The sequence below is a fragment of the Lichenibacterium minor genome, assembly GCF_004137685.1.
In the GTDB taxonomy this organism is placed as follows: domain Bacteria; phylum Pseudomonadota; class Alphaproteobacteria; order Rhizobiales; family Beijerinckiaceae; genus Lichenihabitans; species Lichenihabitans minor.
In genome coordinates this window covers 85,856-107,544 of the sequence record NZ_QYBB01000009.1, presented here as the reverse complement: position 1 = coordinate 107,544, position 21,689 = coordinate 85,856, and the positions used below count along the sequence as shown (strand labels likewise).

The following is a 21,689-nucleotide window of genomic DNA, read 5'->3' as shown; positions in this document are numbered from 1 at the left end:
CGCCCGATACGTCGCCGGGACGGCTCGCGCGCGCCCGCCGTTCGTCGAGGATGGCGGACCCGCGGGGTCGATCAAAACCACATCGGCGGGGGCCGCGCAACCTTGGGGCGCCCCCCGCCATGCGTCATATGATCGGCGACGGCGGCGCCCGGCCCGCGGCTTCGGCCCGCGACGCCGCCACGGTGCAAAGGGCTTGGGTCGCGGCGCGGGGCGCGCTAGCGTGGCCGCAAAACAGCGACAATTTGAGATCGAGCCCGTCCCATGCAGACCCGCTTCGCCCCCGACCAGCTCGCCGATGCGCAGACGCGGGAGTCCGAGAAGATCCTGCGAACCTGCGTGCATTGCGGGTTCTGCACGGCGACCTGCCCGACCTATCTCCTGCTCGGCGACGAGCTCGATTCGCCCCGCGGCCGCATCTACCTCATCAAGGACATGCTGGAAGGCGGCAAGCCGGCGACGCCCGAGGTGGTGAAGCACGTCGACCGCTGCCTGTCCTGCCTGAGCTGCATGACGACCTGCCCGTCGGGCGTGCATTACATGCACCTCGTCGACCACGCCCGCGCCCACATCCAGGAAACCTACGTGCGCCCCGCGGCGGACCGCCGCCTGCGCGACCTTTATGCCCGCGTGCTGCCGCACCGGGGGCGGTTCCGCGCGGCGCTGATGGCGGCGCGCCTCGGCCGCCCCTTCGCGCCGCTGATGGGGCGCGTGCCGGGCATCGGGGCGCGGCTCGCCGCCAGCCTCAAGCTGTCGCCGACGCAGCCCCTGCCCAAGGCGCGGCACAAGCCGGGCGACACGATCCGCCCGTCGGCGCTTCCGCGGCGCGGACGGGTGGCGATGCTGACGGGCTGCGCCCAGCAGGTGCTGCGCCCGACCATCAACGAATCCGCCATCCGCCTGCTCGGCCGCCACGGCGTCGAGGTCGTCCTCCCGAAGGGCGAGGGGTGCTGCGGCGCCCTCGTCCACCACATGGGCCGCGAGCACGACGCGGCAGCCTACGCCAAGGCCAACATCGACGCCTGGACGCGCGAGATCGACGGGGAAGGGCTCGACGCCATCCTGATCACCACTTCGGGCTGCGGCACGACGGTGAAGGACTACGGCTTCATGCTGCGCGAGGACCCCGCCTATGCGGCGAAGGCGGCCCGGGTGGCGGCCTTGGCCAAGGACGTGACGGAATACCTCGGCACCCTCACGCTCGACGCCCCGGTGCGGACCCTGAAGGGGCCGCTGGCCTACCATTCGGCCTGCTCGATGCAGCACGGGCAGAAGATCACCGACCTGCCGAAGCGGCTGCTGCAGGAATCCGGTTTCGCGGTGCGCGACGTGCCGGAGGGGCACATCTGCTGCGGCTCGGCCGGCACCTACAACCTGCTGCAGCCCGAGATCGCCGACCAGCTCCGCGCCCGAAAGGTCGCCAACATCCGCAAGGTCCAGCCCGTGGCGGTGGCGGCGGGCAACATCGGCTGCATGACGCAGCTCGGCATCGGGACGGAGATCCCCGTGGTCCACACGGTGGAACTGCTCGATTGGGCGCGCGGCGGCCCGGCGCCGCACGGCTGGGCCATCCCCGACGCCCTGGTGACGGCGCCCGAGATCGCCGCGCCGGCCGTCAGCCCGCTGGCGGCGGCGCTGGGGTGAACCCGGTTTCCAAAGGCCCTCGGCCTTTGGCGGGGCACGGGGCGGAGCCCCGGTCGCCATCCCGAACCTGACCCGGACCCCGTCGCTCGGACCGGGCGCAGCCCGCGGACGTGGGGCGCGGCACGACGGCCCCGGAGCGGGGGCCGCGCGCCGGTGGCCATGGGCGGCCGTCCCGCCGGACACCCTGTCAGGGCTTTTCCGGCTTTTCCTCGCCGCTGGGCGGCTCCGCGCCGGTCGCGCCCTGCTTCACCATCTTGCTGCCCTGGGTGGCGGACTGCTTGCCCTCGCCTTGGCGGCCGCCGGGGGCGGGCCGCCCGTCCGGCGCCGTGCCTTCGGCGTCGTTGACGGTCGCCTTCGCGCCGTCGACGATGCCGCCCGGCGCCAAGTTGGCGTTGGCCTGGGCGAAGGCGGGGCAGGCCGCCAGCATGAGGGCGGCGGCGAGGGCGAGGGGTCTCATGGCGGGCTCCCGAAGTGGACCGGGGCCAACGCCCCGTCCCGGCGCGAGGTCCCGCCCCCTGGGGGCGAAGCCCCGCGCCCCGTCGAAGCCGTCAGCCCAGCCCCAGCACCGTGTCGACCTCGGCGCGGGTGGGCGGGTTGGCGCCCTGCCGCGTGCAGGTGATGGCCGAGGCCGCGACGGCGAAGAGCAGCCAGCGCGCCACCTCGGCCTCGGACGGGTCGCGGCCGCCGGCTCCCAGGGCGCCGTCGTCCGCCATGGCGGCGAGCAGCCCCGCCATGAAGCTGTCGCCGGCCCCCACTGTGTCGATCACGTCGATGGTGGGGGAAGGCTGGACGATGCGCTCGCCGCGGAAATGCGCCTCCGCCCCCGCGCCGCCGCGCGTCATGACGACGAGCTTCGGCCCCAGGCCGGCCCAGCGCGCCGCCGCTTCCGAGGGCGGGGTGCCGGGGTACAGCCAGTCGAAGTCCTCGTCGCTGGCCTTGACGTAGGTGCTGAGCGCCACCCGGGCTTCCACCATCGGGCGGGTTTCGGCCAGGGGCGGCACCACGAAGGGGCGGATGTTGGGGTCGTAGCTCGTGGTGGCCCGCCCGGCCGCCCGCTGCAGGGCGTCGAGCGCCGCCGACCCGAGCGCGCCGTCGGTGGCCGAGAAGGAGCCGACGTGGAGGTGGGCCGCGTGGTCGGTCCAGTCGGCGGCCAGGGGGGACGCGCCGTCGTAGGCGGTGGCGCCGAGGTAGAAGCTGTAGCGCGAGCCCGTCACGGCGGTGCCGCGGGTCACGAAGGCGAGCGGCGACGGGCGCGCGTCGGTGACGGAGAAGCGCGAGTCGACGCCCGACGCCGTGAGCTGACGCACCATCGCTTCGCCCATGGCGTCGCCGGATAGGCGCCCGGCGAAGCCGGTGGGCACGCCGAGCCGCCCGAGGCCGATGGCGGTGTTGTAGGGCGAGCCCCCCAGCACCGCCTCGTAGGTGGTGTCCTCCTTGGGGATCAGGTCGACGAGGGCTTCCCCCGACACCAGAACGGTCACGTCGCTGCCCATCGATCCTCCCGAAGCGTTTCGTCCGCCTCGAACCCTTGTCACAACACGCCGCGGCCCGCCAAGTGCCGCATGAGGTGGCTCGCCCCGTAGGTCCAGGGGGCGCAGTCGGCGCAGAGCCGCATGCGGTTCACGAGGCTGCCGAGTTCCGGCGCCGACACGGTCACCACGTCGCCGATCGCGTGGGTGAAGCCCGCACCCGGCGCGCCCCGGTCCTCGACGGGCGCGAACAGCGTGCCGAGGAACAGCACGGCGCCGTCCGGATATCCGTGGTTCGCCCCGATCATCTCCGCCGCGAGGGCGGCGGGGTCCCGGCTGATCTTCGCCATGGAGGAGCCGCCGCGCAGCCGGTAGCCGTCCTCGCCCCGGACCTCCAGCGCGATCTCCAGCGCCCGCAGGCCGTCGAGGGTGAAGGTTTCGTCGAAGAAGCGCACGAAGGGGCCGAGCGCGCAGGACGCGTTGTTGTCCTTGGCCTTGCCGAGCAGCAGCGCCGAGCGCCCCTCGACGTCGCGCAGGTTGACGTCGTTGCCGAGCGTGGCGCCGACGATGCGCCCGTCCGAGGCCACGACCAGCACGGCCTCGGGCTCCGGGTTGTTCCAGGCCGAGGCGGGGTGCAGCCCGGCATCCGCGCCGGTGCCCACCGCCGCCATGGGCTGGGCCTTGGTGAAGATCTCGGCATCCGGGCCGATGCCGACCTCGAGGTACTGCGACCAGGCCCCGCGGGCGATCAGCGCCGCCTTCAGCCGCATGGCCTCCTCCGAGCCCGGCCGCAGCTTGGAGAAGTCTTCGCCGACCAGCGCCACGATCTCGGCGCGGATGGCGGCCGCCGCGGCGCCGTCGCCGCGCGCCCGCTCCTCGATCACGCGTTCCAGCATCGACACCGCGAAGGTGACCCCCGCGGCCTTGATGGCCTGCAGGTCGACGGGCGCCAGCAGCCAGGGCTTGCCGGGGTCGCGCGCGTCGGGCGGGGTGTTGGCGAGCGCCTCGTCGAGGCCGCACAGGCGCTCGCCCGCCGCGGCGCGCAGCGCTGCGGCGGGATCGGGCCGCTCCGCGAGGTCGCGCATCGTCGGGAAGGCGGCGGTGACGTCGTACAGGCCGTCGGCCCGCACCGCCACCACGGCCGGGCCCCCGTGCCCCGGGTGCCACGCGCGCCCCGCCAGCGCTCCGGCCGTCCCGTCCCGGGGCAGGGTGTCGGCGCTGTCGAGGACGAGGGTCATGGCGATGTCGCTGGTGTTTGTGTCGGGGCGGCGATTTAAGGCCGGTTCGGGCCGGGCGGCAAGGGACGGGCCGTGCCGGCGCATCCTCCGGGGGCCTGCCGGCGCGGGGACCCGCGCTGGACCGCCGGACATCGCCGGGGCTTGCGCCCCCGCTCGGAAAAGCGTTGACGGTGCCCGGCGATCGTCACAGGAGTCGACCGGACCGCCACGGCCGGCGGTTCCACCGGAAGCACGGGGACGAGCCCGCAGGGGCGAAGGCCCGCCGGGTGGATTCCGGGCCGTGGATCCCCCTCGACTCGACCCTGGACCGCATGCGGCTTCCCTTTCTCCGCCTCGCCTTCGCGGCCTCGTTCGCCGCGGCCTCGCTCGTTCCGCCCGCCGCCGATGCCGCCCCCACCCCCGCCGGCGGCGAAACCGTCGCCCAGGCGATGTGCAGGCTCATCACCTCCGCGGCGGAAAGCCGGCACATCCCCGTCGGCTTCTTCACGCGCCTGATCTGGCAGGAATCCGCGTTCCGCGCCGACGCGGCGTCGCCCGCCGGCGCGCAGGGCATCGCCCAGTTCATGCCCGGCACCGCGGCCGAGCGCGGCCTCGCCGACCCGTTCGATCCCGAACAGGCCGTGCCGGCCTCGGCGCACCTGCTCGGCGACCTCGCGGCCCAGTTCGGCAACCTCGGCCTCGCCGCCGCGGCCTACAACGCCGGGCCGAAGCGCGTCGCCGATTGGCTCGCCGGCCGCGGCGGCCTGCCCGCCGAAACGCGCGACTACGTCGAGCGCATCACGGGCCGCTCGGCCGAGGACTGGGCCGCCGACGCCAAGGTCCACGCGACCCACGACCTCGCCGTCGATCCCCAGGGCTGCCTGCAGCTCGCCGCGACCCTGCGCACCGCGCCGCGCCGCGCCGGCACGGTCGCGGCCGTCGAGGCGCCCTTCGCGCCCTGGGGCGTGCAACTCGCCGGCAACTTTTCGAAGAGCCTCGCGCTGGCCTCCTTCGCCCGCGCCCGGGCGAGCCTCGCCGGCGTCATCGGCGACGTCCGCCCCATGGTGATCGGCACGCGGCTGCGCACCCGCGGCACACGCGCCTTCTACCGCGTCAGGGTGCCGGCCCCGACGCGCCAAGCCGCCGACGACCTGTGCCGCCGCATCCGCGTCGCGCGCGGCGCCTGCGTGACGCTCAGGAGCTGACGGCGCCGGCGGCGCCCCCGTCCGGCCGAGCCTTCTCGGGCCAAGCGCACAGGTCGGCCACGATGCAGCGGCCGCAGGCGGGGCGCCGCGCCGTGCAGGTATCGCGGCCGTGGCGGAACAGCCAAACGTGGGCCCCGTCCTTGAACCGGTCCGGCACGGCGGCGAGCAGCCCGTCCGCCACGGCGTCGGGCGTGCGGCCGGGCGCCAGCGGGATGCGGTTCGACACCCGGAAGACGTGGGTGTCGACGCCGATCACCGGCTCGTCGAAGGCGAAGTTCGCCGTCACGTCCGCGGTCTTGCGGCCGATGCCGGGGAAGCGCCGCATCTCGGCCGAGGTCCGGGGCATGGTGCCGCCGAACTCGTCGAGCAGCATCGCCGACAGCCCCAGGATGTGCCGCGACTTGTTGGCGGCGAGCCCCACCGGCTTGATGATCTCCGCCACCCGCTCGCGCCCCAGCGCCAGCACGGCCTCGGGCGTCGGCGCCACGGCGAACAGCTCGCGGGCGATCCGGCCCACCGTCGGGCCGGTCGATTGCGCGGACATCAGCACCGTCACGAGGAGCTGGTAGTGGTCGCCGTGGCCGAGGCCGGCCTTCGGCTCGGGGTCGGCACCGGCGAGCCGCGCCATCACGGCTTCGACCCTGTCGGCGGGGCCGACGGACGCGTCCGCGGGTTCGCGCGGGGCGGGGAGCGGCGTCACGCCGTGGAGGATGTCCTGGGCCATGCGCTGCCAAGTGGGGCGGGGCGGGGCCCGCGCCAGTCCACACGCGGTCGCGGGCAGGTGGAAAGCGCCGCGGCGCTCCGTCCCGCTGGCGCCTGGGCTCGGAACGAGAAAAGGCCCGCCAGTTCATCCGTGGCGGGCCTCGGGCCTTCAGCACAGATCCGGACCATGGGTCGGGATCGGGAATCGCTCGGCGCAAAAGAATGCGCCGCTCACTCTCGGTGCGGGGACGGCGACCGCCAGTACATCCGTGGTCGGCGCGCCGTCCCGTTCGGCTCAGGACTGAGATGGGAGCGGACCGCCGGGTTTCAAGCCCGAAACGATCCGATGGCGTCAGGCCGAAACCTTCGCGCCTTCGCCCTGGGGCTGCGCGGGAGCTTGGTGCTTGCCGGCCCCGCCCTTTCCGGTGTCGTCCGCCTTCTCGCGCGGCGTCGTGCCGGCGTCCTCGTGGGCGGCCTTGACGCAGGCGTCGATGGCGTCCTTGAGGTTCGACGCGTAGACGTCCGCACCCACCACGTTGCGGATCCGGTCGTCCTCCACGTCCTGCCCGTCCGCCGGCCAAAGTCCGACGAGGATCTTGGCTTCCGGCAGGCGGGCGCGCAGGCGGCGCACGAGATAATGCAGGCCCGACGGGCTGCCCGAAATCTCGAGGTAGCTGATGCAGACCATGGCGACGCCGGACACGTCGAGCTGCCCGACCGCCTGGCGCGAGGCCGCCCCATAGGCTTCCACGCGGGCGCCGAGCCCGTGCTTGCCCAGAAGCTGCGCCAGCATGGCCGAGGCCGCCTCGTCGAGCGGTCCCTTGCCGGCGATGCACAGCACGGGGGTATCGCCGCGCCAGTTCGGCGCCAATGCCAGGCCCTCGGGCGCATCGTTCTTCGGCGCGCCGGGGATCGGCACCGCGCGCTCGGCGATCGTCGCCTCGGCCCGCGCCGCTTCCTTGTCCTTCGGGTGGGGGTCGCGGTCCTCGTGGAAGGCCAGGTCGGCGATCAGCGCCTTCACGCTGGCGTTGATCGTGTGGACCTTGTCGACCGGCAGGGCGCCGCGCAGCGCGTCGTTGGCGGCGAGCTGCAGGCCCTTCAGCGCCACCTCGTCGTAGTAGCCGGTGAGCGAGCGGTCCTTGAGCAGCGTTTCGGCCTGGGCCTGCGCCTCGTCCGGGTCGTCGGCCAGCATGCGCTGGTAGAAGTTCTCGACCGGCGTCAGGGCGGGGCGGTCGCCCAGCATGACGTCGAAGAACTCGAGGCGCTTCACGTGGCGCCCGAGCACGACCAGGCACAGCGTCAGGGGGGTCGACAGCAGCAGGCCGACGGGCCCCCACAGCCAGGTCCAGAAGATCGCCGCGATCACCACCGCGGCGGGCGACAGGCCGGTCAGGTGGCCGAACACCAGCGGCTCGATGAACTGGCCCGTGACGGTTTCCACCACGAGGTACAGGCCCACCACCTCCAGAACCGGCGTCCAGCCGGGGTCGACCGCGGCGGCGAGGGCGGCGGGCAGGATGGCGGCGATCACCGGCCCGATGTAGGGCACGAAGCGCAGCACGGCCGAGGTCACGCCCCACAGCGCCGCGGACGGCACGCCGATGAGGTAGAGGCCCACCGTCGCCACCACGCCGAAGGCGGCGTTGATGGCGAGCTGGGACAGGTAGTAGCGGCCGAGGCGGTGCCCGGCGTCGTCGAGCGCCACCGTGGTGCGCTGCAGGTCCGTGGAGCCGAAAAGCCGGATCATGCGGTCGCGCAGGTCTTCGCGCTGCATCAGCACGAAGATCGTCACGATGAGGATGATGAACAGCGTCGCGAGCGGGCTCAGGACCGGCTCCAGCACCGTCCTGGCGATCTCCATCGCCGACGTCGGCGGGGGCTCGACCTGGACGAGCTGCGCCTTGGGCGCGTCGCCGGCCGCCGGCGCTGCCGCCTCGGCGTCGGGCTGCGTCGGCGTGCGCCCGCCGGTCTGGGCGTCGAAGCGCTGCGTCAGGCCGCGCAGGCGCCCCGTCGTCATGCTCTGGATCGCGGAAACCTTGCGCTTGATCGTCACCTGGTACTGCGGGATGTCGGCGGCGATGCCGGCCACCTGCGTGCCGATGACGCCCGCGATGCCGCCCACGATGCCGATGGCGATCAACACGGCCAGCAGCACGGCGGCCACGTGGGGCACGTGCCAGCGCTGGAAGCGCGCCACCAGCGGCGCCAGCATGAAGGACAGGATCACCGCCACCGTGATGGGCAGCAGCACTTCGCGGGCGAAATACAGCGCCGCGATCACCACCACGGCGACGGCCAAGGACAGCAGCCCTGTCAGGCCGGGCGTTTCGGCGGCCGCCACGGCGGCGGGCGTGCGGGTCGACGGGTTCGGTTCACTCATGCGTCGGACCTGCTCGGGGACTGGGGCGGGGGTTGACCCGAGGCCGCAACGCCCCATCGCGCCAAATGATCCGGAGCTGCTTCCTCCGCGCACCGCCGGGCGGGTCGGGACGCCGCGGGGCGAGCGATGCTTTTTTGCATGGAAGCCTTGCGCTTTGCGAGGCACCATGCTCAAAGGGTCGGCAAGGGACACCCAGACGTCGACCTGACCCGCGGCTCGCACCGTCGCGCGGACAAAAAAAGACCGCCCGGAGGGCGGCCCGAAGTCTAGGGAGGAAACGCCCAAGAAGGGCATGCGGCGCCTCGGCGCCACGTCCGACAATTTACGCCGATCCCGTCGCAATGCAAGGCGGCTCATCGCCGTGACGGCGATGCCGGGCGACTGTTGCCTAGGGGCAACAGTGCGGGCGTCAGTCCGCGTCCCGCCCGCCCCTGCGGCGCGGCCCCTCGACGAGGCGCACCATCGCGCCCCGCAGCGTCCTCACGTCCTGCTCGCTCATGCCGATGCGGTGGAAGATGTTGCGCAGGTTGCGGCGCATCACCGGCTGCTTGCCGTCCGGGCGGAAGAAGCCCGCGGCTTCGAGCTCGCCTTCCAGGTAATCGAAGAAGGACAGCACGGCGTCGCGCGTCGCGGGGGGCGAGCGCTCGACCGCGCCGAAGGGCAGGGCGGTCCCGCCCGCGTGCTTGCGCCATTCGTAGCCGACGAGCAGCACCGCCTGGGCGAGGTTCAGCGACCCGTAGGCGCCGTCGACCGGAAAGGTCACGACCGCGTCGGCCACCGCCACCTCGTCGTTGTCGAGGCCGGTGCGCTCGGGGCCGAACAGGATGCCGCGGGCCTCGCCTGCCGCGATGGGGCCTGCCCAGGCCGCCATGGCGGCATCCGGCGCCAGCACGGGCTTGCCCTGGCCGCGCTCGCGCGCCGTGGTGGCGTAGACGGCGGTGAGGTCGGCCACCGCGGCTTCCACGGTGTGGAACAGCCGGGCGCCGTTCAGGATGTGCAGCGCGCCGGCCGCGGCGGCTTCCGCGGCGTCCCTGTGCTCGTCGGTGCGGGGCCAGCCGTTCTTGGGCGCGACGAGCCGCAGGTCGGACAGGCCGAAGTTCGCCATGGCGCGCGCCGCCATGCCGACGTTGACGGCGAGCTGCGGCCTCACCAGCACGATCGCGGGGCCGCCCCGCCCGGGCGTCTTCGTGCCGTCCGTCCCAGCCCCCACCACCGTCGCCGCGCTCCGAATGCCGATGAGCGCCCTGGTTCCGTCGGCGGGCGGGCGGTGTCAAGGCGCTCCCATCGTGACGCGGCGCGCCCGCATGGACGACCCCCGGCAGACCTGTATGATCCGGGCAGAGCGGCCCCCTCCAGCCCGGATGCTTCCCCATGCCCCACGCCCCTTCCCCCACCGGGCGCCTCGGCGTCGCCGCCGTTTCCGTCGCCCTGGCGCTGGCGCTCGCCGCGCCGTCCTCGCCCGCCGGCGCCAAGGGCCTCGACTCCCTCGCCGACCTCGCCGCTTCGGTGACGGACGCGGTGGTCAACATATCGGCCGCGCAGGTGACCGAGGAGAAGGCCGCGAGCGCGGCGCCCAAGCCCGCGCCCGGCACGCCGCTCGACGACCTGTTCCAGGACTTCTTCAAGCGCCAGCTGGGGAAGAAGGGCGAGCACGGCGGCGACGACGACGCGCCGCGCGGCCGGCGTGCGTCCTCGCTCGGCTCCGGCTTCATCGTCGACCCCGCCGGCATCGTGATCACCAACAACCACGTGATCGAGGGCGCCAACGACATCACCGTGATCCTCACCGACGGCACCAAGCTCAAGGCCGAGGTGGTGGGCAAGGACAGCAAGGTCGACGTCGCGGTGCTGAAGGTGAAGCCCGCCCACCCCTTGCCCTCGGTGCCCTTCGGCGACAGCGACAAGATGCGGGTGGGCGACCCCGTGATGGCGGTGGGCAACCCCTTCGGGCTCGGCGGCACCGTCACGGCCGGCATCGTGTCGGCGCGCAACCGCAACATCGACAACGGACCGTACGACAACTACATCCAGACCGACGCTGCCATCAACAAGGGCAATTCCGGCGGCCCGCTCTTCGACATGAAGGGCGAGGTGATCGGCATCAACACCGCGATCCTGTCGCCCTCGGGCGGTTCGATCGGCCTCGGCTTCGCGACGCCCTCCGACACCGTGTTGCCCATCATCGGCCAGCTCCGCGAGTTCCACGAGGTCCGCCGCGGCTGGCTCGGCGTGCGCATCCAGCCCGTCACGGACGACATCGCCGAAGCGCTGAGCCTCGGTTCGCCGCACGGCGCCCTGGTGGCCGGCATCGACGAGGCCGGTCCGGCCGGCCCCGCGGGGCTGAAGAAGGGCGACGTCATCGTGACCTTCGACGGCCACGACGTGCACGAGTCGCGCGACCTGCCGAAGTTCGTGGCCTCGGCGCCCGTCGGCAAGGACGTCACGGTGTCGATCCTGCGGGACGGCAAACCCCAGGATCTGACGGTGAAGCTCGGCCGCCTCGACGCGCCGGTGCAGAAGGCCAGCGTCGATGCCGGGACGGCGCGGGACGCGCCCAAGCCCGCCGTCCAGCAGGCCTTCGGCCTCGGGCTGGTGCCGCTCGACGATGCCTTCCGCAAACGGTACGGCGTCAAGGACGGCGTGAAGGGCGTCGCCGTGACGGCGGTCGAGCCGGGCTCGCCGGCGTCCGATAAGCTCAAGGCCGGCGACGTGGTGGTCGAGGTCAACCAGGTCGGCGTCGACGACCCCGCCGACGTGGCGGCGAAGATCAAGGCCGTGAAGGACGCCGGCAAGAAGACCGCGCTGCTGCTCGTGTCCAACGCCGGCGGCGACGTGCGCTACGTGGCGCTGACGGTGAACTGAGCCGGGCGAGGGCGCGTCCGCTCCCATCCTGCGATGTTCGGACGGGAGCCCGTAGGCCGGGTCACCCGGCGAACCGTGGACGCGCGCGCGGGCGAGCACCGGGCCGGCGATCGGGCCGGCGCGTCGAGGGACGGTCGCGCGCCGAGGAGGTCGCCGACGGGGTGGGGGCGTGCGACGCGGCCGCTTCTGCCCGATGGGCCGCTGTCTCCGGCCTCGGGACGGGCCGAGGCGGTCGAGCGCACCCCGGTGCTCCTGCCCGTCGTCCCGAGCAGGGCCCGACGGGCCCGCGTCGAAGGACGCAGGCCCCTTCCGCTTCAGCTCCGCCGCTGCGCCGTGAAGCGCGCCGCCTCGGCCAGGTTCGCGGCCCGGTCGCGCGGGAACATGTCCAGCGCCGCCACGGCCTCCTCGGCCAGCGCGTCGCGCCGGCGCTTGGCCGCGTCGAGGCCCAGCGCCGCCACCAGCGTCGCCTTGTTGCGGTCGGCGTCCTTGCCGGCGGCCTTGCCGAGCGTCGCGGCGTCGCTTTCCGTGTCGAGGATGTCGTCGGCGACCTGGAAGGCGGCGCCGAGCGCCACGCCGTAGCGCTTCAGCGCGTCGCGCTCCGCCGCCGAAGCCTGACCCAGGATGGCGCCGGCTTCGACGCCGTAGAGCAGCAGCGCGCCGGTCTTCATCGACTGCATGCGCATCACGAAGGCGGCCTCGTGGGGCGCCGTCGCGCGTTCGGCTTCGAGGTCGAGTGCCTGCCCGCCCACCATGCCGCCGAGGCCCGACGCGCGGGCGAGGCCCAGCACCAGGGCGGCGCGCACGGCCGGGTCGGCATGGGTCGCCTCGCCCGCCATCACGTCGAAGGCGTAGGTCAGCAGCGCGTCGCCCGACAGGATGGCGGTGGCCTCGTCATAGGCCTTGTGGGCGGTGGGGCGGCCGCGGCGCAGGTCGTCGTCGTCCATGGCGGGCAGGTCGTCGTGGACCAGCGAATAGCAGTGGATCATCTCCAGGGCGGCGCCGGCGCGCAGCGGCCCCTCGCCGTCGACGCCGAAGAGCCGCGCCGTCTCGACCACCAGGAAGGGCCGCAGCCGCTTGCCGCCGCCGAGCGTCGAATACCGCATGGCGTCGAGCAGCCGGTCGGGGCGCACGACCTCGCCGGGCAGCGCCGCGGGGGACAGCAGCCGGTCCAGCGTCGTCTCGATCGCGTCGGCGACCGACTTCAGGCGGCTGTCGAAATCCGAAGTCGCGTCGGTCGGCATGGGGTCACTCCAAGGGGGCGCGGCGCGCGGGTCGTCGGGCTTTTGGCCGCTCGCCGCCGGGGGGTCAAGCGCGGCGCCCCGTCAAGGCCGGGTGCCGGCGGCCCGCAGGAACAGGAGCTGGGCGATGCCGGCCTCGCGGCGCTCGACCACCTCGAAACCCGCCGGCACCGCCGGCACGGCACCGGCCGCGTCTTCCAGGACGCAGAGAGCCCCCGGCGCGAGCCAGCGCCCGGCCGCCAGGGACTGGAGCGCCGCTTCCCCGAGCCCTTTCCCGTAAGGGGGATCCAGGAAGGCGAGGTCGAACGGCGCCGCCCCGACGTCGCCGAGCTTCGTCGCGTCGCGCCGGAAGATCCGGCACAGGCCGGCGACGCCGAGCGCTTCCACGTTGTCGCGGATCATCGCGCGGGCTTCGGTGCCGTCCTCGACGAAGAGCGCATGGGCCGCGCCGCGCGACAGGGCTTCGAGGCCGAGCGCCCCCGTGCCGGCGAAGAGGTCGATCGTCCGCGCCCCCGCCACGGGGTCCCCGTAGCGGTGGGCCAGCACGTCGAACAGGGTTTCGCGCAGGCGGTCGGAGGTCGGCCGGGTGGCGTCCGACGAGGGGCTCCGCAGCGCCCGTCCCCGGAACCGCCCGCCGACGATCCTCACGGCCGGCCGCGGGGCGGCTTGCCGGAAGGCTTGCCGCCGCCGGGCGCGCCGCCGCGGGGCCGGCCGCCGCCGGGACCGGCGCCGCGGGGCTTGTCGCCGAAGGGGCGCGCGCCGCCCGGCTTGTTGCGGCCCGTGGCGGGGCGCTCGGAGCTGAAGCCGCCGGGCCGCCCGTTGGGCTTGCCGGTGCGGGCTTCGCCGCCGGAGCGCTCGCCGCGGGGGGCCTCGGCGCCGTCGCGGCGCGGGCCGGTCCCGCCGCGGGTCCGGCTGAAATCCTCGTCGGCGCGCGCCCCGCGGGGCCGCTCCGCGAAGGCGCCGCCGCGCGGCTTGGCCCCGAACGGGCCGGGCCGCTCGCCGCGGGGCCGTCCCGCACCGTCGTCGGGGCGCGGGCTGCGCGGCCGGGCGGCGAAGCCGGTGCCCCGCGGCCTGTCGGCGCCGTCCCTCGGCCGTTCGCCGAAGCCGCCGGCGCGCTCGCCGCGCGGGGCGGAAGCGAAGCCCTCGGCGCGGTCGCCCCGGGTCTTGGGGTCGAAGCGCCCCGCACGGGGGCCGCGGGGCCGCTCCGCCGCCTCGTCGCCGTAGGGGCTCCTCTGGCCGTCGCCGTAGGCGCCCCTCTGCGGCTTGCCGGCGAAGCCTGCCCTGCCGGCCTTGGCGGCGAAGCCGCCGCGGGACGGCCTAGCGCCGTCGGCGTCGGCGCGGGTCTTCTGGCGGCCCGCCACGTAATCGGTCTTCTCGGCGGCGAAGCGCCGGGCGTTGCGGCTTTCGCCCCGGTCGCCGCCGGCCACCGGGATCACGCGCTCCACCGCGACGGCGCGGCCGCGGCGGTCCGCCGTGGCGCCGCGCACCACGCGCTTGCGGCCTTCCCCGGCCTCCTCCTCGCGCGCCGCGCGCAGCGCGCCGACGTGGGGGCGGGGGGCCGCGGGCGTCGAGCGGCTCGGCCGGGCCGGCGCCGCGCCGTCCTCGCCGCGGACGCCGCGGCGCGGCGCCGGTTCCTCGCGGGCCTCGAGGTCGACGCCGGCCTGGGCGGCGAGCGCCGGGCCGAGCTGGTCGCGCAGGACGCGCGTCGGGATGTTCTCCACCGCGCCTTCGGCGAGTTCGCCGAGCTGGAACGGCCCGAAGGAGATGCGGATCAGCCGCGTCACGGCGAGGCCGAGCGATTCCAGCACGCGCTTGATTTCACGGTTCTTGCCTTCGCGCAGACCCATGGTGAGCCAGGCGTTGGCGCCCTGCACGCGATCCAGCGTCGCCTCGATGCCGGCGTAGTCGACGCCGTCGATAGTGACGCCCGCCTTCAGCGCGTCGAGCCGCGCCTGGTCGATCTCGCCGTTGGCCCGCACGCGGTAGCGGCGCAGCCAGCCCGTCGCCGGCAGCTCCAGCACGCGCGCCAGGCCGCCGTCGTTGGTCAGCAGCATCAGCCCTTCGGTGTTGATGTCGAGCCGCCCCACCGACACCACCCGCGGCAGGCCGCCGGGCAGGTTGTCGAAGATCGTCGGCCGGCCTTCCGGGTCGCGCGCCGTGGTGACGAGCCCGCGCGGCTTGTGGAACAGGAACAGCCGCGTCTGGTCGCGCTCGGGCAGGGGCTCGCCGTCGACGGTGATGCGGTCGCCCGGTTTCACGTTCAGCGCCGGGCTGTCGATCACGGCGCCGTTGACGGCGACGCGCCCGGCCGCGATCCAGCCTTCCGCGTCGCGGCGCGAACACAGGCCCGCGCGGGCCATCACCTTGGCGATGCGGGCGTCGTCCTTCGGGGGCGCGGGCTCGGCGCCCCGGGTCAGCCCCGCGCCGCCGCGGGGTTTGTCGCCCCGGGCGCCCGCGTCGTCGCGGGGGCGAGGCTTGTCGCCGCCGCGGCGGGCGTCGTCGCGTCGGTCGTCCTGGCGGCGACTCTCGTCGCGGCCGAAGGGGCGCGGCCGCGGCGCTGTGGGCCGGTTCGGCGGCTTGGTGGTGTCGGTCATCGGGACGTGATAGCAGGGCCGCCCCGGCTTGACCAAGCCCGGTGACGCCCCGGCGCGCCCGCGACGTCGATTTCGATGCGGGACAGGACGGCTCCGCCCATGCGTGACGACCCTTTCGCGCTCGCCTTCTCGGAAGCTCGGGCCGCCGCCGCGCGCGGGGAAGTGCCGGTCGGGGCCGTCGTGGTGCGGGGCGACGGGGTGCTGGCCGCGGCGGGCAACCGCACGCTGGAGGACCGGGATCCCACCGCCCACGCCGAGATGCTGGCGATCCGCGCCGCCTGCCGGGCGCTCGGCTCCGAGCGGCTGGTGGGCTGCGACCTTTACGTGACGCTGGAGCCCTGCGCCATGTGCGCGGGCGCGATCTCCTTCGCGCGGCTGCGGCGCCTCTACTACGCCGCCGAGGACCCGAAGGGCGGTGCCGTCGACAACGGCGCGCGCTTCTATGCCCAGCCCACCTGCCACCACGCGCCCGAGGTTTACGGCGGCATCCGCGAAACCGAGGCCGCCGACCTGCTGCGGGCATTCTTCAAGGAGCGGCGCGGACGCGAAGGCCGGACGGGTCCGCGGTGAAGCGGCGCTTCGACCTGCCGGGCCGCGGGCGCGGCGGCGCGCGTCGCCGCTCGAACGGGCGATGCGTCCCGGCCTAGAAGATGGCCGCCAGTGCGTGGGTGATGCGGTGGTCGGCGCACAGCGCGCCGAGCACGAAGACCATGGACACGGCCGAGAACCCGACGGCCAGCAGGGCGAGCAGGGTCACGTCGCTGAAGGTGAGCCGTTCGGTGGGCTCGTGATCGAGCGGGTTCGTCGAGTAGCGCCGCAGCATGGACCTTCTCCGGTCGGCAGTCGCGTGACGATCGATGCGGGTCTGCGTCGGACGCGAGGAGGGTACCGCATAGCCCGGCCGCGCCCCGCTGGCCGCTTCCATGCTCGATTAATGCTAACGGTGGAAATGGAGCCGTCCTGCAACCTGCCGCACTGGCTGCCGGGACGGCTTGGACTAGGATGGCCGGGTCATCGCGGATGGAATCGCCGCGACAGCCCGTCCCCAGAGTTCCGGAGAGCCGCCGTGCCCGCGCAGCCGATCATGATTGGGTCCATAGCCGTCGATCTGAAGCCGTCGCCGATCAACCCGGCCTGGATCCGGGCCGGCACGCCCACGGCCCGCAACGCCGTGCTGTCGAACAGCCGGGACCGCGCCTCCTGCACCGTGGTGTGGGATTGCACGCCGGGCGAGTTCGAATGGCACTACGATTCGGACGAGACCATCCACATCCTCGAAGGGTCGGTCGTGCTCGACGATGGCGTCGCGCCGCCGCGGCGTCTCGGTCCGGGGGACGTCGTGCTGTTCCCGCAGGGCGCCGTGGTGAAATGGAAGGTCGAGTCGCACCTGCGCAAGCTCGCCTTCTTCCACCGCTCCCTGCCGGCGCCGATCGCCCTCGTGTCGCGCGTCGTCGCGAAGGCGAAGTCGGTGCTCCGCCGGATCCTGCTGCCGAACGCGAAGCCGCAGGCCGCCTCTATGGCGCCCGGCATGGGCGACCTGGCCGAGGTTTCGCACAACTGACGGCCTCCGGCATCCCCGCGTCGGGTCCCGGCCCGGGCGGGTGACGCGCCGCAGCCCGTTCAGGCGGCAGCGCGTTCAGCGTCCGGCTTGATGCCGAGCAGCCGGCAGATGGCGTAGACGAGCTCCGCCCGGTTCATCGTGTAGAAGTGGAAGTCGCGCACGCCGGCGTCGACCAGGTCGAGAACCTGCTCGGCCGCCACGCCGGCCGCCACGAGCTGGTGGGTGGCGGGATCGTTCTCCAGGCCGGCGAACCGGTCGGCCAGCCAATCCGGCACGGACGCGCCGGTCTTGCGGGCGAAATTGGCCGTCTGCTTGAAGTTCTGGATCACCGCGATGCCGGGGATGATCGGGATGTGGATGTTCCGCGCCCGCACCCGGTCGACGTAGCGCTCGTACAAGCTGTTGTCGAAGAAGAACTGGGTGATGGCCCGCGTCGCGCCGGCGTCGACCTTGGCTTGCAGCCCGTCGAGGTCGGCGTCGTAGGTGGCGCTTTCGGGATGCTTCTCGGGATAGGCCGACACCGTCACGTCGAAATCGCCGAGCGCCTTGATGCCGCGCACGAGGTCCGCCGAGCTGTCGTAGCCCCCCGCATGCGCCTCGTAGGCCGTGCCGGGGCCGCCCGCCGGATCGCCGCGCAGCGCCACGATGTGGCGCACGCCCGCGTCCCAGTAGCCCCGCACCACGTCGTCGATCTCGCCCCGCGTGGCGCCCACGCAGGTGAGGTGGGCGGCGGGCTTCAGCCGCGTGTCGCGCACCAGGCGCGCCACCGTGTTGTGGGTGCGCTCGCGCGTCGAGCCGCCGGCCCCGTAGGTGACGGACACGAAGTCCGGGTCGAGCGGCGCCAGCCGCTCGATGGAGCGCCACAGCGACGCTTCGGCGTCGGCCGACTTCGGCGGAAAGAACTCGAAGGAGACGCGGATCGGCGCGCCCGGCAGGCGGCTCGGGCGCAGGGTGTCGGGCGCGGTCATCGGGTTTGCTCGTTTGGCTGGAGTGTCGTGCCGCCGCGCTGGCCGGGCGCGGTCATCGGGGCGTCCTGGTCGATGGGCGGTGCGCCGTCACGCGACGGCCTGCCTCAGCGCGGGGGCGTCGGCGGCGAGGCTGCGGCGGTCGCGCCCCATCCACAGCGACACCGTCAGCTTGTCGGCTTCCCCGGCGAGCGGCGCCAGGTCGCGTCCCGGCCCGGCGTCGAGCCCGGCGTCGCGCAGGAAGCCCTCGATCTCGGCGCGGGCGAAGCCGAGCCGGCGGTGCGCGTGGGCGGTTCGCAGGGTTTCATCGGCGTGGGGGGCGAAGTCGACGACGAGCAGCCGCCCGCCGGGGCGCAGCACGCGGGCCGCTTCGCGCAACGCGCGGGCGGGCTCGTCGAGGTAGTGCAGCACCTGGTGGACGACGACGAGGTCGTAGCCGTCGCGCTCCACCGGCAGGGCGTAGATGTCGCCTTGGCGAAGCTGGACGTTGCGCAGGGCGCCCCGCTCGACGCGGAGCCGCGCCACGTTGAGCATGGCATGGCTGCCGTCGATGCCGACGGCGCGGACGGCGCGGGGCGCCAGGATCTCCAGCATGCGGCCCGTGCCGGTGCCCAGGTCGAGCAGCGCCCGCACGGGCGCCTCGCCCACGGCTTCCAGCACCGCCGCCTCGACGCGCTCCTCGGACACGTGCAGCGCCCGCACCCGGTCCCAGTTCGGCGCCTGAGCGGCGAAATAGGTTTCCGCCGCGGCGGTGCGGCTGCGGCGGGCTTCGGCCAGGCGGGCGTGGTCGGCCCGCAGCGTCGCGTCCTCGGGGTCCATGCGGCGCAGCACGTCGCGCACCAGCGCGGCGCCGGCGCCGCGGTCCGCCGCGGTGAAGAACGCCCAGGCGCCTTCGCGGTGCCGCTCCACGAGGCCGGCCTCGACGAGCAGCTTCAGGTGGCGCGACACGCGCGGCTGCGACTGCCCCAGGATGGTGACGAGCTCGCTGACGGTGAGCTCCGCTTCGGACAGCAGCGCCAGGAGGCGCAGCCGCGTGCTCTCGCCCGCCGCTTCGAGGGCGGCCAGGGCGGACGGGAAGGGGAACACGGCCTCGGTCATGACGGACTGCCTAAACATATAAAGATATGTTTATGCCATTGTGCGAGGTTGCGCAATCGGCAAAGCGGCGCCGCTTCGCCGCGGCTCCCGGATTGGCGGCGCGGTTCAGCAGCCGATGCAGATCTTGAGGTCGTGGTCGAGCTTGCGCTTCTCCGCCCGCTCGGCGGCGGTAGGCTTCGGCAGCGCCCGCATCCCGGAGGCCGGCAGGGTGGAGCCGGGCTTCACCGCGCGCGGGCCGGGCGTGCCGGCGAGGCCCGGAGACGCGGGGCCGGCCGGGCCGCCGGCGGCGGCCAGGGCGGCGGCGGGCAGGGCGAAGGCCAGGATCAGGAGCGAAGCGGAAGCCAACCTGGACGGCGACATGGGATCCTCCCCCGGCATGCGCCCATCATGGCATGGCGCATCGGCGCCGCGCAGGCGAAAAAACGCCGTCCCATGGGACGGCCTCGCGTCGGGGAAGGGAAGCCCCGAACCACGGATGCCACCTCGGCTGCGCCCGCCGGGCGGGGCGTTTCGGGCGAAGCCGCACGCCCTTCGGGGTGTTCCCCCGGGCCGGGTCGGTCGGTCGCCGAACGCGGCGTCAGGGATCGGCCGCGTGGGCCGAGGACGCGTGGAGCGCGCGGTAGCGGCCGTAGCGCTCCGCATAGGCGCTGGCCAGCGCGGGGTCGGGCTCGACGGTGCGCTCGACGCGCGGCGGCGGCATCAGGGCCGCCGGATCGCGCGCGCCGGTCGCGGCGGCCTGGCTTAGGCGGGCGGCGCCGTAGGCCGCGCCGACGTCGGCCGCCGCCGACACGTCGAGCGGCCGGTCGAGCACGCTCGCCATGATCGACAGCCACACGGGCGAATTGGCGCCGCCTCCCACCGCGAAGGCGCGGGCGACGTCCGTGCCGGCGTCGTTCAGCACGCGCAGGCAGTCCCGGAACGCGAAGGCGACGCCTTCCAGCACCGCCTGCGTGAGGTCCTGGCGCGAGGTCGTCTGGTCGAGCCCCAGGAAGCCGCCGCGCGCGCCGGCGTCGTTGTGCGGGGTCCGCTCCCCCGACAGGTAGGGCATGAAGAAGGCCGGCGAGGGCCGTGCCACCGTCGGGCCCAGCGCCGCCGTCAGTTCGGGGGCGGGGGCGCCGACGAGGCGGGCGAACCAGTTGAGGCTGTCGGTCGCCGACAGGATCACGCCCATCTGGTGCCAGGTATCGGGCAGGGCATGGCAGAAGGCGTGCACCGCCCCCTCGGTGTTGGGCGAGAAGCGGGCGTTGGACACGAACAGCACGCCCGACGTGCCGAGCGACAGGAAGGCCGCGCCCGGCGTCACGGCGCCGATGCCGCAGGCGGAAGCGGCGTTGTCGCCGGCGCCCCCCGCCACGACGGGCGCGCGGTCCATGCCGAAGCGCGCGCGCAGGGGTTCGCGCAGCCGGCCGGTGGGCTCCGTGCCCTCGAACAGCTCCGGCATCTGCGAGCGGTCGAGCCCCGTCGCGGCGAGAAGCGCGTCGGACCAGCGGCGCGCGCCGACGTCGAGCCAGTAGGTGCCGGCCGCGTCCGACATGTCGGACGCGTAGTCGCCGGTGAGCCGCAGGCGCACGTAGTCCTTCGGCAGCAGGACCTTGCGGATCCGCGCGAAGAGGTCGGGCTCGTGCCGCCGCATCCAGGCGAGCTTCGGCGCCGTGAAGCCCGGCATGGCGATGTTGCCCGTGAGGGAGCGTGCGTCCGGGCAGGCCGCCTCGATGGCGGCGCATTCCGCCGCGGCGCGGCCGTCGTTCCACAGGATGGCGGGGCGCAGCACGGCGTCGCCCTCGCCCAGCACGGTCGCGCCGTGCATGTGGCCCGACAGGCCGATGCCCGACACCGCGGCCATCAGCCTCGGCTCGGCGGCGGCGAGCGCGTCTAGGGTGTCGCAGACGGCCGTCCACCAGTGCTCCGGGTCCTGCTCGGACCAGCCGGCGCGGGGCCGCGACACGGGGACCGGAAAGGACGCCGAAGCGTGTAGCGCGCCGTCCTCGCCCATCAGGACGGATTTGACCGCTGTCGTGCCGATGTCGATGCCGACGAACATGGTTCTCCCCGCTTAACTCCGCGCGGCGACAATCTGCCCGAAAGTCGGCCCGCGCGGAAGGGACGGGATCCGCCATCCCGTCAAACGGGCTCCCGTGTCAGGTGACGGAGCCGCCGACGCAGTTCCGTCGCCTTGCGCGCCAAGAGCGGCGGCGCGCATCCGCGCTCGCCAGCGGTCGAGATGTCTGACCTGTGTTGTCAGCCGTGGGGAAGCTTGTTCAGCTCGATGACGGTCTTCTTCAGGTTGGGCGCGACGGTCTTGGCGGCCGACACCGCGACGAAGTTCGCGTCCTCGTAGGGATGCTCGGGCGAAAACCGGCCGCCGGCGAACACCTTCATGCCGTCCTTGGTCATCACGGCGTCGCCGCTGCGCAGCGTCGGATCCTCGTAGATCGACACCGGGCCGGTCTTGGTGGGCACGCGGGCGAGACGCGCACGGCCCGCGCCGGCATGCACGGCCTTCTTGGGGGCGCGCCGCACCGTCAAGGGCCGAACCTGTTCGCCCTCGCTGGCCGTCGGCGGGGGGGCGGAGGGGGCCGGCGCCGCCGATCCGCCGCCGAGCGCCGCCGAAAGAAAGCCGAACAAGCCGCCGTCCTCGGCCCGCGCCGGCGCGGCAGCCAGCGCCACGGCCGCCGAAAGCGCCAGGGCCATGCCCCAGCGCAGCGCCGGACCTCGCCCGTTCTGTGCCCGTCCCACGAGGCCCCGCATGCTGTTCCA

The 21,689-nt window shown here is 74.1% G+C and carries 20 protein-coding genes; 5 read left to right on the top strand and 15 right to left on the bottom strand.

What is annotated here, in order from left to right; all coding sequences use genetic code 11:
* The first annotated feature begins 261 nt into the window (after positions 1–261).
* Entirely contained in the window at positions 262–1,641 is a 1,380-nt protein-coding gene (gene glcF / locus D3273_RS10345; RefSeq protein ID WP_129226199.1) for a glycolate oxidase subunit GlcF, read from the top strand.
* A gap of 187 nt (positions 1,642–1,828) precedes the next feature.
* Here glcF and D3273_RS10340 read toward each other — a convergent pair whose 3' ends face one another.
* The 3 genes from D3273_RS10340 to D3273_RS10330 all read right to left on the bottom strand — a co-directional run bounded on the left by D3273_RS10340 (position 1,829) and on the right by D3273_RS10330 (position 4,348).
* The gene (locus tag D3273_RS10340; protein WP_129226197.1) at positions 1,829–2,098 is read right to left on the bottom strand and encodes a hypothetical protein; all 270 of its coding nucleotides are present in this window, start codon (positions 2,096–2,098) and stop codon (positions 1,829–1,831) included.
* A gap of 91 nt (positions 2,099–2,189) precedes the next feature.
* Positions 2,190–3,134 (bottom strand): carbohydrate kinase family protein, encoded by a 945-nt coding sequence (locus D3273_RS10335; protein WP_129226195.1) that lies wholly within the window; start codon positions 3,132–3,134, stop codon positions 2,190–2,192.
* 38 nt (positions 3,135–3,172) lie between these two features.
* Positions 3,173–4,348: a fumarylacetoacetate hydrolase family protein gene (locus D3273_RS10330; RefSeq protein ID WP_129226193.1), complete on the bottom strand. Its 1,176-nt coding sequence runs from the start codon at positions 4,346–4,348 to the stop codon at positions 3,173–3,175.
* Positions 4,349–4,659: 311 nt separating this feature from the next.
* Here D3273_RS10330 and D3273_RS10325 point away from each other — a divergent pair, with 311 nt between their 5' ends.
* Positions 4,660–5,532 (top strand): lytic transglycosylase domain-containing protein, encoded by an 873-nt coding sequence (locus tag D3273_RS10325; protein ID WP_129226191.1) that lies wholly within the window; start codon positions 4,660–4,662, stop codon positions 5,530–5,532.
* On the opposite strand, the gene D3273_RS10320 is transcribed toward D3273_RS10325, so the two are convergent.
* The 3 genes from D3273_RS10320 to D3273_RS10310 form a co-directional block, all read right to left on the bottom strand.
* Positions 5,522–6,256: an endonuclease III domain-containing protein gene (locus D3273_RS10320; RefSeq protein WP_129226189.1), complete on the bottom strand. Its 735-nt coding sequence runs from the start codon at positions 6,254–6,256 to the stop codon at positions 5,522–5,524. The genes D3273_RS10325 and D3273_RS10320 overlap by 11 nt on opposite strands.
* 330 nt (positions 6,257–6,586) lie before the next feature.
* Positions 6,587–8,614 carry an AI-2E family transporter gene (locus tag D3273_RS10315; protein WP_129226187.1) on the bottom strand — a complete coding sequence of 676 codons (2,028 nt, stop codon included), beginning with the start codon at positions 8,612–8,614 and terminating at the stop codon, positions 6,587–6,589.
* A gap of 409 nt (positions 8,615–9,023) precedes the next feature.
* Positions 9,024–9,827, bottom strand: coding sequence for an RNA methyltransferase (locus D3273_RS10310; protein WP_129226185.1), 804 nt, complete (start codon positions 9,825–9,827; stop codon positions 9,024–9,026).
* Positions 9,828–9,985: 158 nt separating this feature from the next.
* Between D3273_RS10310 and D3273_RS10305 the strand changes: the two genes are divergently transcribed.
* Positions 9,986–11,476 carry a Do family serine endopeptidase gene (locus D3273_RS10305; protein ID WP_129226183.1) on the top strand — a complete coding sequence of 497 codons (1,491 nt, stop codon included), beginning with the start codon at positions 9,986–9,988 and terminating at the stop codon, positions 11,474–11,476.
* A gap of 314 nt (positions 11,477–11,790) precedes the next feature.
* On the opposite strand, the gene D3273_RS10300 is transcribed toward D3273_RS10305, so the two are convergent.
* From D3273_RS10300 to D3273_RS10290, 3 genes are all read right to left on the bottom strand, one after another.
* Positions 11,791–12,717, bottom strand: coding sequence for a polyprenyl synthetase family protein (locus D3273_RS10300; RefSeq protein WP_129226181.1), 927 nt, complete (start codon positions 12,715–12,717; stop codon positions 11,791–11,793).
* Positions 12,718–12,798: 81 nt separating this feature from the next.
* Positions 12,799–13,362: a 16S rRNA (guanine(966)-N(2))-methyltransferase RsmD gene (gene rsmD / locus D3273_RS10295; protein WP_129226179.1), complete on the bottom strand. Its 564-nt coding sequence runs from the start codon at positions 13,360–13,362 to the stop codon at positions 12,799–12,801.
* Positions 13,359–15,308, bottom strand: a complete 1,950-nt coding sequence (locus D3273_RS10290; RefSeq protein ID WP_129226177.1) for a pseudouridine synthase — start codon at positions 15,306–15,308, stop codon at positions 13,359–13,361. Before D3273_RS10290 ends, rsmD begins: the two co-directional genes overlap by 4 nt.
* Before the next feature lie 99 nt (positions 15,309–15,407).
* On the opposite strand from D3273_RS10290, the gene D3273_RS10285 reads away from it, so the two are divergent.
* Positions 15,408–15,878, top strand: coding sequence for a nucleoside deaminase (locus tag D3273_RS10285; RefSeq protein ID WP_129226175.1), 471 nt, complete (start codon positions 15,408–15,410; stop codon positions 15,876–15,878).
* Positions 15,879–15,951: 73 nt separating this feature from the next.
* On the opposite strand, the gene D3273_RS10280 is transcribed toward D3273_RS10285, so the two are convergent.
* The gene (locus D3273_RS10280) at positions 15,952–16,131 is read right to left on the bottom strand and encodes a hypothetical protein (RefSeq protein WP_129226173.1); all 180 of its coding nucleotides are present in this window, start codon (positions 16,129–16,131) and stop codon (positions 15,952–15,954) included.
* Between the two features lie 243 nt (positions 16,132–16,374).
* Here D3273_RS10280 and D3273_RS10275 point away from each other — a divergent pair, with 243 nt between their 5' ends.
* Positions 16,375–16,869, top strand: a complete 495-nt coding sequence (locus D3273_RS10275) for a cupin domain-containing protein (RefSeq protein WP_428977766.1) — start codon at positions 16,375–16,377, stop codon at positions 16,867–16,869.
* Between the two features lie 59 nt (positions 16,870–16,928).
* On the opposite strand, the gene metF is transcribed toward D3273_RS10275, so the two are convergent.
* The 5 genes from metF to D3273_RS10250 form a co-directional block, all read right to left on the bottom strand.
* Complete coding sequence (gene metF / locus D3273_RS10270; protein ID WP_129226171.1) at positions 16,929–17,837, bottom strand: methylenetetrahydrofolate reductase [NAD(P)H]; 909 nt, start codon at positions 17,835–17,837, stop codon at positions 16,929–16,931.
* Positions 17,838–17,924: 87 nt separating this feature from the next.
* Positions 17,925–18,932, bottom strand: coding sequence for an ArsR/SmtB family transcription factor (locus tag D3273_RS10265; protein ID WP_129226169.1), 1,008 nt, complete (start codon positions 18,930–18,932; stop codon positions 17,925–17,927).
* Between the two features lie 105 nt (positions 18,933–19,037).
* Positions 19,038–19,292, bottom strand: a complete 255-nt coding sequence (locus D3273_RS10260; RefSeq protein ID WP_129226167.1) for a hypothetical protein — start codon at positions 19,290–19,292, stop codon at positions 19,038–19,040.
* A 217-nt stretch (positions 19,293–19,509) separates the two neighbouring features.
* Positions 19,510–20,973 carry a xylulokinase gene (xylB, locus tag D3273_RS10255; protein WP_129226165.1) on the bottom strand — a complete coding sequence of 488 codons (1,464 nt, stop codon included), beginning with the start codon at positions 20,971–20,973 and terminating at the stop codon, positions 19,510–19,512.
* Between the two features lie 197 nt (positions 20,974–21,170).
* Positions 21,171–21,680, bottom strand: coding sequence for a hypothetical protein (locus D3273_RS10250; RefSeq protein WP_129226163.1), 510 nt, complete (start codon positions 21,678–21,680; stop codon positions 21,171–21,173).
* Between the last annotated feature and the right edge of the window lie 9 nt (positions 21,681–21,689).

Excerpts from the sequence above, each read along its gene's own strand:
- glcF (WP_129226199.1), top strand. The coding sequence starts at position 262 with ATGCAGACCCGCTTCGCCCCCGACCAGCTCGCCGATGCGCAGACGCGG.
- D3273_RS10340 (WP_129226197.1), bottom strand. The coding sequence starts at position 2,098 with ATGAGACCCCTCGCCCTCGCCGCCGCCCTCATGCTGGCGGCCTGCCCC.
- D3273_RS10335 (WP_129226195.1), bottom strand. The coding sequence starts at position 3,134 with ATGGGCAGCGACGTGACCGTTCTGGTGTCGGGGGAAGCCCTCGTCGAC.
- D3273_RS10330 (WP_129226193.1), bottom strand. The coding sequence starts at position 4,348 with ATGACCCTCGTCCTCGACAGCGCCGACACCCTGCCCCGGGACGGGACG.
- D3273_RS10325 (WP_129226191.1), top strand. The coding sequence starts at position 4,660 with ATGCGGCTTCCCTTTCTCCGCCTCGCCTTCGCGGCCTCGTTCGCCGCG.
- D3273_RS10320 (WP_129226189.1), bottom strand. The coding sequence starts at position 6,256 with ATGGCCCAGGACATCCTCCACGGCGTGACGCCGCTCCCCGCCCCGCGC.
- D3273_RS10315 (WP_129226187.1), bottom strand. The coding sequence starts at position 8,614 with ATGAGTGAACCGAACCCGTCGACCCGCACGCCCGCCGCCGTGGCGGCC.
- D3273_RS10305 (WP_129226183.1), top strand. The coding sequence starts at position 9,986 with ATGCCCCACGCCCCTTCCCCCACCGGGCGCCTCGGCGTCGCCGCCGTT.
- D3273_RS10300 (WP_129226181.1), bottom strand. The coding sequence starts at position 12,717 with ATGCCGACCGACGCGACTTCGGATTTCGACAGCCGCCTGAAGTCGGTC.
- D3273_RS10290 (WP_129226177.1), bottom strand. The coding sequence starts at position 15,308 with ATGACCGACACCACCAAGCCGCCGAACCGGCCCACAGCGCCGCGGCCG.
- D3273_RS10285 (WP_129226175.1), top strand. The coding sequence starts at position 15,408 with ATGCGTGACGACCCTTTCGCGCTCGCCTTCTCGGAAGCTCGGGCCGCC.
- D3273_RS10280 (WP_129226173.1), bottom strand. The coding sequence starts at position 16,131 with ATGCTGCGGCGCTACTCGACGAACCCGCTCGATCACGAGCCCACCGAA.
- metF (WP_129226171.1), bottom strand. The coding sequence starts at position 17,837 with ATGACCGCGCCCGACACCCTGCGCCCGAGCCGCCTGCCGGGCGCGCCG.
- D3273_RS10265 (WP_129226169.1), bottom strand. The coding sequence starts at position 18,932 with ATGACCGAGGCCGTGTTCCCCTTCCCGTCCGCCCTGGCCGCCCTCGAA.
- D3273_RS10260 (WP_129226167.1), bottom strand. The coding sequence starts at position 19,292 with ATGTCGCCGTCCAGGTTGGCTTCCGCTTCGCTCCTGATCCTGGCCTTC.
- xylB (WP_129226165.1), bottom strand. The coding sequence starts at position 20,973 with ATGTTCGTCGGCATCGACATCGGCACGACAGCGGTCAAATCCGTCCTG.
- D3273_RS10250 (WP_129226163.1), bottom strand. The coding sequence starts at position 21,680 with ATGCGGGGCCTCGTGGGACGGGCACAGAACGGGCGAGGTCCGGCGCTG.